Origin of the sequence: Shewanella sp. Sh95 (assembly GCF_001308045.1) — a bacterium.
GTDB lineage: Bacteria > Pseudomonadota > Gammaproteobacteria > Enterobacterales > Shewanellaceae > Shewanella > Shewanella xiamenensis.
Map to the genome: position 1 here is coordinate 49918 of NZ_LGYY01000167.1, position 13148 is coordinate 63065.

Genomic DNA, 13148 nt, shown 5'->3' on the forward strand with positions numbered 1-13148 from the left:
TATGTTGCCGACAACATCGTCTCTGCAAATTGGGGAGCTTGCCGCAGGGCAGGCTCTGACGCTGCCGATTTATCACTTTAAGCCAAGTGGTCATGTATCTGGCCCTAAAGTGTATATTCAGGCTAATGTCCATGGTGCTGAGGTGCAAGGCAATGCGGTGATTTATCAATTGATGAAGCAGTTGGAAAATTGCCACATCTTAGGTGAGATTACCTTAGTGCCCTTGGCTAATCCGCTGGGGATTAATCAAAAAAGCGGTGAGTTTACATTGGGGCGTTTTGACCCTATCACTGGCGTAAACTGGAATCGTGAGTACTTAAATCACGCGATAGATTTACCCGCTTGGTACAGCGAGCATGCCGAGCTTAGCGATAGCGAACTTATTCAAGCATATCGCAGCACCTTGATTGAAGCTTGCCAGCAGCGGTTACGTAACGATTGGGGCGTGACCACGGGCCACAGATTGGCGGTTAGCTTACAGGCTATGGCCCATGCGGCGGATATAGTGCTCGATCTGCATACAGGGCCTAAATCCTGTAAACATTTGTATTGCCCTGAATATGATGTTGCAGCGGCGCAGTTTTTCACGATTCCTTACACACTGGTGATCCCCAATAGTTTTGGTGGCGCAATGGATGAGGCGGCATTTTGTCCTTGGTGGCAACTCAGTGAGGAGGCAAAAGCTCAGGGGCGGGATCTCAGTATCGCCGTTTCAGCTTTTACCTTGGAACTGGCGAGCCAAGAACGCATTTGCCTTGAGGATGCTTTAGTCGATGCTAAAGGCATTTTGGCCTATTTAAGCCATCGAGGGGTGATTGCCGAGCAAGTGGAACCCGTTAAGATGCCGCGTTTTGGCTGTTATCTTAAGGATTACAAAAAGTACCATGCGCCTATGGCGGGCTTGGTGGAATATGTGGCGCCCGTGGGAGAGCCGCTTGCGGCGGGTGAGACCTTAGTCAATCTGCTGCGACTCGACTTATATGGCAGTGAGCAGGAGCTGACGGCACTCAGTTTGCCCCAGGATTGTGTGCCTATACTCCATTTTGCTTCGGCGTCGGTGCATCAAGGCACAGAGCTCTATAAAGTCATGACCAATCTGTTTGAATTGCCATATTAACGGCAATCAGCAAAACAAAACGCCAATCTCGATATTGGCGTTTTTTATTAAAGTCTACAACCACTTAAAGCGATAGAAGAGCGCCATTTGCAGGGCAACCAGCGATATTAAAATGCCGCAGAAGGTCGCAAAAGCCCATGCGTTATCCGCACCGGGAATACCGCCGATATTGACCCCAAGCAAACCGGTTAAAAAGCCCAGCGGTAAGAAAATTGCCGAGACTAAGGATAAGAAATACAAGCGCTTGTTTAGCTGCTCCGATTGCTGGCTGAGTAACTCTTCCTGGGTCACATTGGCTCGGTCGCGCAGTGCATCTAAGTCTTCAATGGTGCGAATAAGCTTATCCGTGGTTTCGCGCATCTTAAGTTTTTCGGGCTCATTAAACAGCACAAATTGATCGGACAGCATCTTAGTGAAGGCTTCTTTCTGTGGGCCTAAATAGCGGCGCAAGGCTACGGTTTGTCGGCGTAGTTCGGCAATATCAGTACGTAAATCTTTAACATTGCCAGAAACAACTTGTTCTTCTAATTCTGAAAGTTGCTCCTCTAGCGTATCGATAAAATCGACTTTACGTGTAGTCAGTTTTTCACAAATGGCGAGGAGAAAATCTCCTGTGGTGGTGGGGCCTGTGCCTTCCATGATCAGTTCAGCCACATCTTTAACCGATTGCAGCTCGCGATCACAGGTGGAGATAATGCGCTGTCTATCGGCGTAAATTCGCACGGCGACCATATCTTCAGGTGCTGAGTTTGGATTTAAGTTAATACCGCGCAGTGCGAGTAATACGCCTTCCCCTGCCAATACGGCTCGAGGGCGAGTATCTTGGGCGAGCAGGGCATCGGTTTCGACTTTATTAAGACCGCTGTTTAACACCCAATGGCGAGCCTTTTTGTGGCGATAACGTAGGTGTACCCAAATCAACCCGTCCTTAGGGTCCCAATTTTCAAGTTGTTCTGGGCTTAAGGTTGAGCCAGCTCGTGCGCCGCTAAGCACTATGCTATAGATAAATCCTTCGTGCATGTCACATTCCATCTCATGCTAAATCATCGGGTAAAGCTAACTGATTTTACAGTGGAAATGAAGCCTAGCGTCGTTTCCTCTCACAATAACCTCAGCGCTAGATGAGTAAATTGCTGGCCAAGCAACTTATGATGAAATAGATTAAAATTAGCCTTAGTTGTAATGTATTGAGAAGATAAAATGGAATATGAATTTCGGCGTAACAGTTTGACTGGCACGTATTTAGCCAGCTTTAGCATGGACCATGAGGTACTGGGCCAATGGTTTTCAGAAGAGTTGGGGCCTGAGTTAGCCAAAATTCAGCAAGTGCTCGATATTATCAAAGAAATTCAAACAGGTAAGCGAGTTTCTTGGCGTTTTATCGGCAAAGATATTACCTTAGATCTGGATGAGGAGCAGGCACGAATTTACGCTAATGCTTTAGGATTTGAGCAGGATTATGAACTCGAAGAGGCGATGTCCCTCTATGATGCTGAATCTGAGGCTTACTGTGGGCTAGAAGATTTAGAAGAAGCGCTACTTAGTTGGTATGAATTTGTGCAAAAAGGGCTATAACCGCCCGCTGTGAATATCAACAAATAATAAAGGCAATCTATTGATTGCCTTTATTATTTAATGGAGTAAGTCTATCACTTATCCAATATCAATTGTTCAAATATCTTACAGCCATTTCGGTTCTCGACTTGGCATTAGCTTTACGCAACAGGTTTTTGACATGCACTTTCACAGTGCCTTCACTGATGTGTAAATGCTCTGAAATCATACGATTACTTAATCCTTCCGCCAGTTGTTGCAGGATCTGTAGCTCCCTTGGGGTGAGGCTTGAAATCCATTCTTGTTCATCGGCGGCATTTTTGAGTTCATAGAGATATTCTTCAACTTCTTCGCTGATCACTCTGTGGCCTGACATGGCATTTTTGAGTTTATCGAGCAGCAAATCTGGCTCGGTATCTTTGAGTAAGTAACCGTCAGCTCCCGCACGTAATAGGCGAATAACATCTTGTTTTGCATCTGAAACGGTTAAGATCACGATTCGTGAAGTCACGCCTTCTTGGCGCATGGCATTGAGGGTATCGAGGCCAGTCATTCCCTTCATATTGAGATCGAGCAAGACGATGTCAGGTTCATCAGTTACTACGGCGCTTAAAGCATCTAAACCACTACCCACTTCACCGAAGAGGTTAAAGTCTGGATCTGAGGCGATCAATTGGCAGATACCTTTACGTAAGAGAGGGTGATCATCGACCACCAGAACAGAATAAGGTTTACCCATGTGTAGGCTCCTGTTGAGAAGGGAAGATTAAAGTGACTTTGGTGCCCTGTGATAAATTGGATGTGCTATGGGGTTCAAGGGGCGAGTCTGGATTTTCTGGCTCTAGCTGTCCAGTGATTCCTTTGCGACTAGTTTGCGGATCATTGCTGCTAAATACAACCGTGCCGCCTAATTTGCTGGCACGTTCATGCATGATGCCTATGCCGAAGTGCTGATCCCGTTCTTTAATATGGCCAATACCTACACCATCATCACTTACACTGATATTAACCATACCATGCTCATCTTTATAACAGCGAATATTGATATGGCTAGCACGGGCATGTTTGATAGCGTTGAGCGTTGCTTCTCGGGTGATCTGCAAAATATGGATATGTTGTTTCGCCTCTAACCATTGGGGGGAAAGCTTATAATCGAGGTGGATCTTGATATCGGTTTTTGCTCTGAGCTGCTCAAGCATTGCTTCCATCGCATTCTTCAGATTGGGCTCCTTAATGGTTAATCTGAAGGTGGATAGTAACTCTCGGAGTTGTACATAGGCTGTACTAACCCCTTCGTTGATCTCTGTGAGTTGTCCCTCAATGGTAGGATTGCGGCAGCTAAGATCTAAATTTTTGCGCAGCAAGCTAATTTGGATTTTTAGGAAAGAAAGCACTTGCCCGAGTGAATCATGTAATTCCCTTGCGATAACACCACGTTCTTCCATTAGGGCTAACTGTTGTCTTTGTTCGGTAGCGTTATGAATAACGATGGAGCGAGTAAGCATAATGGCAAAGTTTTTAAACAACGGAGTATTAATATCTTGGGTTGAGATAAGCTCTAAATAACCTAAATCAGCCTGCTCAAATTGTAGCGGAAAGCGGATGTTGTTGTGAGCGCCTTCTGGCCAGCCACCATCGGCTTCGACGACTTCGAGTTCCTGCTCTGGGTACTGAATAATCAGCCTTAAATAGTCGATAGACTCATAATCCTTTAACTTATTCAACGCGGCCTTGAGCGCCTTGTAGTCCAATTTTTTCGCATTAAGAGTCAAAAGGTTATCGTATAAAAAGGCGAGTTCATTGTTTGCTCTGGTGAGCGCAAGAGTCTTCTCGGCGACTTGAGATTCTAAGTTGCCATACAGGGTCGCGAGCTCGCGGGCGGTTTTTTGCAGTGCATCGGTCAGAGCCGTGAGTTCAATATATTCGGTTTCGGGCATTTCGATCTCAAAGTTACCCTTAGAAATCGTATTGGCGGACTCCATCAATTGTTGCAAGGGTACAACGACTTTGCGTTTAGTAAAGCGCACCGCTAAAAAGGCGATAACTAGCATCAGCCCAAGCCCAAAAATTTGGCTCGCCGCGAGAAGGCGCAACTTAAAAGCGGCATGATGCTCCATTTCCAATACCAATAAATCAATAGTATCGACAAAGTCCTTGAGTGAGGCGGCGTAGTCGCGGGAGTTTTCCTGCTCGATGTAATATTTCATCACTAGCCACTTATCGATAACAAGTTGATATTGCTCGGCTATTCTTTTCTGACTGAGCCAGCCTGTGGAGGGTTGTAGTGCCTCAGAATGCAGCGTATTTTCAAATTCAGTGATTTTTTCTTGGGCAGCTTCACTGCCTGAGTTGGGGTAGAACATCAGCCGGTAGCTTTGCATCCGCAGTGAACCAGAGGCGTTGATGGCTTTTGCATCCCCTAGGCTGTAAGACAAATTGATGATTGCGAAGATGGCCAAGCTGCTAGAAAGCAAAATCAGTACTAACATTAAACCCAAAATTTTAGAGGTAAGGCTGCCTCGTTTCATATGTCCATTACCTAATATATGGGCCATTGATTTAATGGCACTTTAGTCGTGTTTTACATTAGAAAATAATGTACTACACTAACGAAAACATAAAAGTGTGAACAACAACACTATTACATTTTGATCTGGCGCAAACTTCGCCGCAGATACCTCCTAAGAGGTATATTTTTAGCGGCATTAAGCTACTAACTTTGGTAACGGAGATGTCGTGATTCACAACAATAATGTAACACGGAGATGAGATGATGAAGAAGATGACAGGTAAGTCCTTTGCACTGAGTGCACTGGTTGCCGCCAGCTTCATGGCGGCGGGCGCAATGGCGAGCGATAAAACTGAACCTCGCAATGAGGTTTATAAAGATAAATTTAAAAATCAATACAATAGCTGGCATGATACCGCTAAAAGTGAAGAGCTAGTGGATGCGCTTGAACAGGATCCTAATATGGTTATCCTGTGGGCAGGTTATCATTTTGCAACGGATTATAAAGCTCCGCGTGGTCATATGTATGCGGTAACCGATGTACGCAATACCTTACGTACAGGTGCGCCTAAAGACGCGGAAGACGGCCCATTGCCAATGGCATGTTGGAGTTGTAAAAGCCCAGATGTGCCTCGCCTGATTGAAGAGCAAGGTGAAGATGGTTACTTCAAAGGTAAATGGGCCAAAGGTGGTCCAGAAGTGACCAATACTATTGGCTGTGGCGATTGCCATGAAAAAGGCTCTCCAAAATTACGTATTTCTCGTCCTTATGTTGACCGTGCTATGGAGGCTATTGGCACTCCATTTGACAAAGCATCCAAGAAAGACAAGCAATCAATGGTTTGCGGTCAGTGTCACGTTGAATACTATTTCGAGAAGAAAGACGACCGTAAAGGTTTCGTGAAATTCCCTTGGGATATGGGCGTAACCGTTGAGCAAATGGAAGTTTACTATGATGGTATTGAGTTCTCTGATTGGACTCATGCACTGTCTAAAACACCAATGTTAAAAGCACAGCACCCTGAGTACGAAACTTGGAAGATGGGTATTCATGGTAAAAATAATGTCAGTTGTGTTGACTGTCATATGCCTAAAGTGACTAGCCCTGAAGGTAAGAAGTTCACTGACCATAAAGTCGGTAACCCATTCGATCGTTTCGAAGAAACCTGTGCAACTTGCCATAGCCAAACGAAAGAATTCTTAGTGGGTGTCACTAATGAGCGCAAAGCTAAAGTTAAAGAAATGAAACTTAAAGCGGAAGAGCAATTAGTGAAGGCGCACTTCGAAGCCGCTAAAGCATGGGAATTAGGTGCTACTGAAGCTGAAATGAAGCCAATTTTGACTGACATCCGCCACGCTCAATGGCGCTGGGATTTAGCCATTGCTTCGCACGGTGTTGCCGCTCACGCTCCTGAAGAAGCGCTACGAGTGTTGGGTACATCTGTTAATAAAGCCGCCGATGCTCGTGTTAAGTTAGCACAGTTGTTAGCGAAAAAAGGTTTAACAGATCCTGTTGCTATCCCTGATATTTCGACTAAGGCGAAAGCTCAGGCGGTACTGGGTATGGACATGGAAAAACTGAATGCAGAGAAGGAAGCATTCAAAAAAGACATGTTACCTAAGTGGGATGCCGAAGCGAAAAAACGCGAAGCGACTTACAAGTAATTATTGTTGAATATGAGCTAACCCCTCATAGTAAAGCCCCCACAATCTAGGTTGCGGGGGCTTTTTATTAGCGATTTTGCTCAGCTATTATGTCTTATGGGGGCTCAGATTGGTAACCTCATTTCGTTATCTTTAACGGCCCTGTTGGACGTTGAATGAAGCTTGCTCTAACGGTTTGTCTATCACTATCCCGCAGTAAAGTCCGTGACCTAACTATTCGTTGTCCTTAGGTTTGTTGCCAGTTTTCCAGCAATGTTGGTGACGCCCTGATTTACTCCTATCGATTGTTGTATCTGTAAATAACCGACTTTTTGAGACAGTTGGAGTACGAAGTTTTAGGGCATGGGAGGCTCATCCATTAAGCACATGGTTATTGATTCACTATAATCATTTTATCCCTTAGCTGTTTTTAATCAGCGTTCAACCTGTGGAGTTGTAAGGTTTTTGTTATTTTTTCGGTAAAATGTCTTAAGCTTTTGATAAGAATTTCTCCTTATCCTCGAAGCTATGATTTTGGTGATTGGATAAATAAGTGCATCAGAATATTAAAAGCAATGTTAGGACGACATTTCTTCAGTTTGCAAAGGGATATTTGTTTGTTCCATGGCTCGTATTTACGGTAATTATTTTGGGGCTTGAGTGGACTCATGCTGATATGCGCTTTGCCAGCCTATTATTCAATTGGCAGGGAGGTGTCAGTTCATGGCCTTTACGAGGGCATTGGCTTACCGAAAGTATCTTGCATGTGACAGGACGTAATCTGGTGATTTTGTTCGCCATAGCGGTTGTTGCTTGCATTGGCCTAAGCTTTCGACTTGAGACGTTGCGTGTTTATCGTAAAGGTTTTATCTATTTATTCTGTAGTGTTCTTGCTAGCGTGTTGTTGGTTCGATTAGGTAAGAGTTTCACTCACATGACTTGCCCTTGGGATGTCATTGAATTTGGCGGGCGTATGATGCATAGCTCTCTGTTTGCGCGCTTACCAGAAGGGGTGGAGTTTGGTCAGTGTTTTCCTGGAGGGCATTCAAGTGGCGGTTTTGCATGGGTGGCGAGTTATTTTGTGCTTAAGGAATACAATCCCCGTTACGCAAAGTTTGGCTTACTCTTTGGGATTGGATTAGGGGCTATTTTTGGTTTTGCCCAAGAACTGCGCGGTGCTCATTTTTTAAGTCATGACTTATGGAGTTTGGCGATTGCGTGGACCTCAGCAAGCCTGCTTTATTATAGTTTTTTCCTACGTGTTCCGAAGGTTAAAAACAGTAACGTCGCGAACAAAGTCAGCCTTATCGATACTAAAGTTTTCGAAAAAGGCATCTCTAAGTGATTATATGGGTTAACTTTTCAATTAGAACCTAAATTGAAAACGGATATCTCCATGGCGCAGACGTAAACTTTCGTCCAGAAGATGGTTCTTCTCATTCAATAAAATATTTTTTTGCCTTAGTAATTCGGCTTTGTCGGTGAGATTATTTAGTTTGTTATTGATACTGCTAATCTCGCTGTCAATAGCATTTAAGCGATCGGCTATTTCTGCTAAACGTTTATTAATCAGATATTGTTCATGTCCTTGATTGTAGCGTTCAACAAATTGATTGTTATTACAGACGCCGTAGTAATATTCTCCCGCCAAACCAATACGGTAACCATTTTCTGGCAAGCAATAACTCATTAATCCTTGTTGATATCCTTGCTGCCATTGCGTCGCATCAACCTTGAGATTAAATTCACGGCAGTCCTGTTGATATTGGTTGAGCCTACTCGCAGCAGCACCGCGGTTACCATCGGCTAAGCCAGTGGCGTACCAGTCATTATCACGGCATTCTTCGAGTGAAAGACTCGTGCATTGAGTGAGGGAGAGGGCTGTCAGAGCGAATGCAAAGTTTAGGTATCGCATTTTATTATCAAAAGAGTTCCAAAAGTGGCATCAGCATAAAGCTTAGTACTGAGGAGATCTAGCGCTATATTTCGCCCTTTGTGCGGTTATTTAGCAGCACCAAGCTGGCTTGGTTACCCTACTTTATCACAACATACTCGGTGGATAGTGCTAACGGGTTGAGTTTGTGATAATTTAATACTTTCAATAGCTTGGGGTAACACTTTGGCGATATCCCCTCATTTTTGCTCAAAATAGGCATTGATACCCCATAACAAACGTGGAAAACCATTTTAAGATTATTCTGAAGGTAGTTAATGCTTGGGTAACGGCTTAAAGCCGCCGTCACTTACGGCAGAGTGATCTCGTTGTGTGTTTAATGGTTGTGGGATTTAACATGTTGCTGATGAAGCGAGCAAGTATTTGTTTGGGGCAATCAAGGAGATAATGTGCCGTTCTCTGCAAATGTATTGGCTTTAAATCCACCATTTTTTGCTCTTGTGTTCCTACGCTAGGTGCTTTAGTTTTTACTGAAGTCGGGTATGCTTACCCTCATTTTGTTATTCATTATTGGTAGAAGGCTGCTTTATATATGAAGATTTGCCCGGCACATTCCATCTTAGGCCTAACTAAGGTATAAGGTCGGTATGAAAACTCCTAAACGAATCCAACCACTGGTTGATGAAGGACTGGTTGATGAAGTCATCAGCCAGTTAATGAGCGGTAAAGAAGCTACTGTGTACGTTGTGCGCTGTGGTGAAGATATTCGCTGCGCTAAAGTTTACAAGGAAGCGGACAAACGTAGTTTTAAGCAGGCGGTGGTTTACCAAGAGGGGCGCAAAGTCCGAAATAGCCGTCGCGCTCGCGCAATGGAAAAAGGCTCTAAATTTGGCCGTGAGCAAATGGAAGAAGTCTGGCAAAACGCTGAGGTAGATGCATTGTTTCGCTTGGCTGATGCCGGAGTGCGAGTACCAACCCCTTACGGTTGCTACGATGGTGTGTTACTCATGGAATTAGTCACCGATAGTGAAGGTCATGTTGCGCCTCGCCTTAATGATGTCAGCCTTAGCGCTGAGAAAGCTATACATGACCACGCTTTAGTGATGACTTATGTCAAACGTATGCTTTGCGCAGGCTTAGTCCATGGTGACTTGTCCGAATTTAATGTCCTAGTCGATGATCAAGGCCCTGTCATTATTGATTTACCCCAAGCGGTAGATGCGGCAGCGAATAATCACGCTAAATGGATGTTGGAGCGGGATGTCAATAACATGACGCAATATTATGGCCAGTACGCACCTGAATTGCTCAAGACTCAATACGCGAAAGAAATGTGGGCCTTATTTGAAGCTGGTCAGTTAAAGCCTGATACGCAGTTAACAGGTCATTTTACTGAAGTATTAGTCGATGCCGACGTCAGTTCTGTTTTGGATGAAATTCAAGCTGCCTATGAAGAGGCTCAGGAGCGCAAGCAGCGACTTCAAGAAGCCAATGAAGATTATTAGTAGAATATTCTTCAATAAAATAGACGCCTTATGAGCGTCTTTTTTATTGGGATTAATTGCCTGGTGCGAGTGTTAAAGCCTGTGGCATTGCCATCCTTGGCACAGGCGTTATGCCCCTTCCTTTCCATTGAACCACTCAATAAAAGGACAAGACCAAAGGGAGAAATATGTTGATGGGCCACACAGAGCACTATCGACATATTAATCTTTGGGGGAGACAACTCCCTCGAGCCTTGCCGAAACCTTCCCAATAACACAGCCATCCGTGGCGCGCTATCCTAGTCTAGCGCTGGATCGTCATTGATCCGTGAATAAAAGGACAAGACCCGAGAGGGTAATATGTTCATGACTTGGGGGAGCACAATTCACATATTTGATCTTTGGGGGAGATAGCTCCCTCTAAAGCCTTGTCAAAACCTGCCTCTTTTTCTCTTGCAACACTTTGAGTGTTAAGTTGACAGAGTCGGACAGTAAACAGCACAGTTATTATTGTTATTTTGTACGATTTATATCTTAGGTCGTTGGGGAGCGATAATAGATACCCATCCGACTCTGTCTAAACTGTTATTTATTGCTAATCCAATTAATTGGATGACAAGGCCGGACGTAAAAGGGCGCTGTTATTATTGTTTTTAGCACAACTTTCATATCGCGTTAGACCTACAGGGCAATATGCAATGGGGTCCGGCCTTGTCTATAAGGGCACTGGGCGAGTGTTACCTCAACCTATATCGTGCGTAATTCACTGTTTAGCTGCTTAATACGTTTCTGCAGCTGGGCAATTTCATTTATTAAGGCGCATTCACGTTGCTGCGGCTGTTGCTCACTTTCCCTTACCCACTGGTAAACCGCTTTAGCCGAAAGACCATACTGTCGTGCGACATCAGAGAGTAATCTGCCTTTGACTTTTACTTCAAAAATAACGTCAGGTTTAAGATTATGATTGACGATTCCCATGGCCTATCCTTTTCACTTTATGCTATCTGTATGCGCTTTAACGGGTTCTTTGGGGTATTCCTTCATGATTATTGGCGCTGCTCTATATCCCACTGACTATGTCCTATATGGCGTAGGGACAACCATTCGTGGTGACAATGACTAATAAGTTTCATCAGATGTTTCATCTCTTCCTCCTCAATCCACTTAGGGATTGTGCTTCGATTAACATGCCTCGCAACGGGCACTTAGATTAACGTCCATTGATGTCAAACAACTTACTTAGGTATCGAGTGAGTTACGCTTGGGGTCTCTACTCTTCTACCTATTTATTAGTATGTAAAATCCGTGCCAATTTTTTAATATATAAATTAATGTTTAAAATCAATTAATTGAATTTATGTTTCAAACGGTTGGTTTTAGAAGTTATGTCAGAAACGGTGCAGCTTGCACTATTTCAGTGCTTTTACTCTAAATGTTGCATGAATAAGCCAAAGATGTTTTGGTTTGGTGTTTTTTGCGATTAAATTACTCATAAACTGCGCAAAGAAACGATTAAAGATTGTCTCGAAAGAGAATGCTTATATACTGCGATTTTTTCATGGTGTTTTTGGCGATTTACCACGCCCTTTGCCTTTCAAAGGCAAATCTCATCAATCATGTTATGAGGTCATAATGATGAAGCCTTCTCTGATTAAATCATTGCCAGCATCTAAGCTTGCTATTGTGGTTATGGCTAGCGCCTTGATTGCGTCAGGCTGTTCGACTGTCAACCCCTATACCAACGAACAACAAACGGCAAAAGCGACTACGGGGGCGCTAATTGGTGCCGTTGCTGGAGCAGCCGTTGGTGTTGCCTCGTCAAGTAAGAGTGACCGCGGTAAAGGAGCTTTAATTGGTGCAGCCTCTGGCGCCGCCTTAGGTGGTGGTATTGGCTACTATATGGACGTACAAGAAACCAAATTACGCCAACAACTCGCTTCCACGGGAGTTAGCGTAACTCGCAGTGGTGACAATATTATTCTTAATATGCCAAATGAAGTGACTTTTGGTGTGGATCAAACCGAGCTGAGTGAGGGTGCTAAGCGGGTACTGAACTCTGTTGCGCTGGTGGCGAAGGAGTATAGTAAGACCCAACTTAACGTGTTGGGTTATACCGACAGCAGCGGCTCAGATTCATACAATTTACGTTTATCACAGGTACGAGCCAGCGAAGTAGGGAACTACTTGATGAGTAAAGGCGTGGCTGCCGCTCGCGTAAAGTCTAAGGGAATGGGTGAATCGAGTCCAATCGCATCCAATGCGAGTGCCGAGGGACGCGCGCAAAACCGTCGTGTGGAGATAGTGTTGACCCCAACGGGTCAATAATCATTCATCAAGGTTAAAGTCGCCTGTGGGCGACTTTTTATTTTATCATAAGGGACAAATTGTCCTTCCGTTGTCTATCTTCAGTGATCTTGTCCGCAATCATCTCTATTGGGGCTTATCAGGCGAGTATTCGACTTGATCCTGCCGGTATTTTCCCGTTTTGTATGTAGTTAGTTAAATTAGGATAACTATTTCGCAGAGCCAAAGGAGAGCAATTATGGCAAAACAGGGCTTAGTACTGGCATTCAGTTTAGGGACTACAGTGATGGCAGGGATGGTACAAGGTGCGCCAATAGACACTGAGGCGACAGCCCCTATTGAACTAAGAGCCGCGGGCAGTTTAAAGGCGGCGATGAACGATATTATTGCGGCTTACCAAGCGAAATCCCAAGCTAATGTGGCAGCGCAGTACTGAAGAATCCCCTGATGATTTACAAATAAATCATCAAATTAGGGTGGAAGCGCATCTTGTTGCATGATCAAATGGTTTCGCCAAAAACTACACTTGGACAACAAGATGCGCGAAGCCAATATCCTACAACATTCTTTACACCAATACTGCCCAGAACTTCACCTAAAACGATTAAACAGCTTGATGCTGGCCTCTAAGGCACTGATTGA

At 44.3% G+C, this 13148-nt stretch carries 12 protein-coding genes; 7 read left to right on the forward strand and 5 right to left on the reverse strand.

All coding sequences use genetic code 11. The features are described from left to right. Window position 1: 1 nt before the first annotated feature. Window positions 2–1117, forward strand: coding sequence for a succinylglutamate desuccinylase/aspartoacylase family protein (locus AEA42_RS12155; protein WP_055647860.1), 1116 nt, complete (start codon window positions 2–4; stop codon window positions 1115–1117). Window positions 1118–1171: 54 nt separating this feature from the next. On the opposite strand, the gene AEA42_RS12160 is transcribed toward AEA42_RS12155, so the two are convergent. Then, window positions 1172–2137 (reverse strand): zinc transporter ZntB, encoded by a 966-nt coding sequence (locus AEA42_RS12160; protein ID WP_037421970.1) that lies wholly within the window; start codon window positions 2135–2137, stop codon window positions 1172–1174. Between the two features lie 180 nt (window positions 2138–2317). Here AEA42_RS12160 and AEA42_RS12165 point away from each other — a divergent pair, with 180 nt between their 5' ends. After that, entirely contained in the window at window positions 2318–2692 is a 375-nt protein-coding gene (locus AEA42_RS12165) for a YacL family protein (RefSeq protein WP_037421973.1), read from the forward strand. Between the two features lie 88 nt (window positions 2693–2780). Here the strand turns inward: AEA42_RS12165 and AEA42_RS12170 are convergent, their stop codons facing one another. Beyond that, window positions 2781–3410, reverse strand: coding sequence for a response regulator (locus AEA42_RS12170; RefSeq protein WP_037421976.1), 630 nt, complete (start codon window positions 3408–3410; stop codon window positions 2781–2783). After that, entirely contained in the window at window positions 3403–5199 is a 1797-nt protein-coding gene (narQ, locus tag AEA42_RS12175) for a nitrate/nitrite two-component system sensor histidine kinase NarQ (protein WP_055647861.1), read from the reverse strand. The genes AEA42_RS12170 and narQ overlap by 8 nt, the downstream gene beginning before the upstream one ends. A gap of 242 nt (window positions 5200–5441) precedes the next feature. Between narQ and nrfA the strand changes: the two genes are divergently transcribed. Beyond that, window positions 5442–6845 carry an ammonia-forming nitrite reductase cytochrome c552 subunit gene (nrfA, locus tag AEA42_RS12180; protein ID WP_055647862.1) on the forward strand — a complete coding sequence of 468 codons (1404 nt, stop codon included), beginning with the start codon at window positions 5442–5444 and terminating at the stop codon, window positions 6843–6845. Between the two features lie 544 nt (window positions 6846–7389). Continuing rightward, window positions 7390–8169, forward strand: a complete 780-nt coding sequence (locus AEA42_RS12185; protein ID WP_037421986.1) for a phosphatase PAP2 family protein — start codon at window positions 7390–7392, stop codon at window positions 8167–8169. Window positions 8170–8190: 21 nt separating this feature from the next. On the opposite strand, the gene AEA42_RS12190 is transcribed toward AEA42_RS12185, so the two are convergent. Then, window positions 8191–8739 (reverse strand): DUF2799 domain-containing protein, encoded by a 549-nt coding sequence (locus tag AEA42_RS12190; protein WP_037421988.1) that lies wholly within the window; start codon window positions 8737–8739, stop codon window positions 8191–8193. A 626-nt stretch (window positions 8740–9365) separates the two neighbouring features. Between AEA42_RS12190 and AEA42_RS12195 the strand changes: the two genes are divergently transcribed. Further along, a complete protein-coding gene (locus tag AEA42_RS12195) occupies window positions 9366–10223 on the forward strand; it encodes a PA4780 family RIO1-like protein kinase (protein ID WP_037421993.1) in 858 nt (285 codons plus the stop codon). Between the two features lie 726 nt (window positions 10224–10949). Here the strand turns inward: AEA42_RS12195 and AEA42_RS12205 are convergent. Next, window positions 10950–11180, reverse strand: a complete 231-nt coding sequence (locus AEA42_RS12205; protein WP_037421997.1) for a transposase — start codon at window positions 11178–11180, stop codon at window positions 10950–10952. Between the two features lie 654 nt (window positions 11181–11834). On the opposite strand from AEA42_RS12205, the gene AEA42_RS12210 reads away from it, so the two are divergent. Together AEA42_RS12210 and AEA42_RS12215 are read left to right on the forward strand one after the other, a co-directional pair. Further along, window positions 11835–12527, forward strand: a complete 693-nt coding sequence (locus tag AEA42_RS12210) for an OmpA family protein (protein WP_047538704.1) — start codon at window positions 11835–11837, stop codon at window positions 12525–12527. Window positions 12528–12744: 217 nt separating this feature from the next. Continuing rightward, on the forward strand, window positions 12745–12942 hold the full coding sequence (locus AEA42_RS12215) for a hypothetical protein (protein ID WP_055647864.1): 198 nt from the start codon (window positions 12745–12747) through the stop codon (window positions 12940–12942). Window positions 12943–13148: the final 206 nt, after the last annotated feature.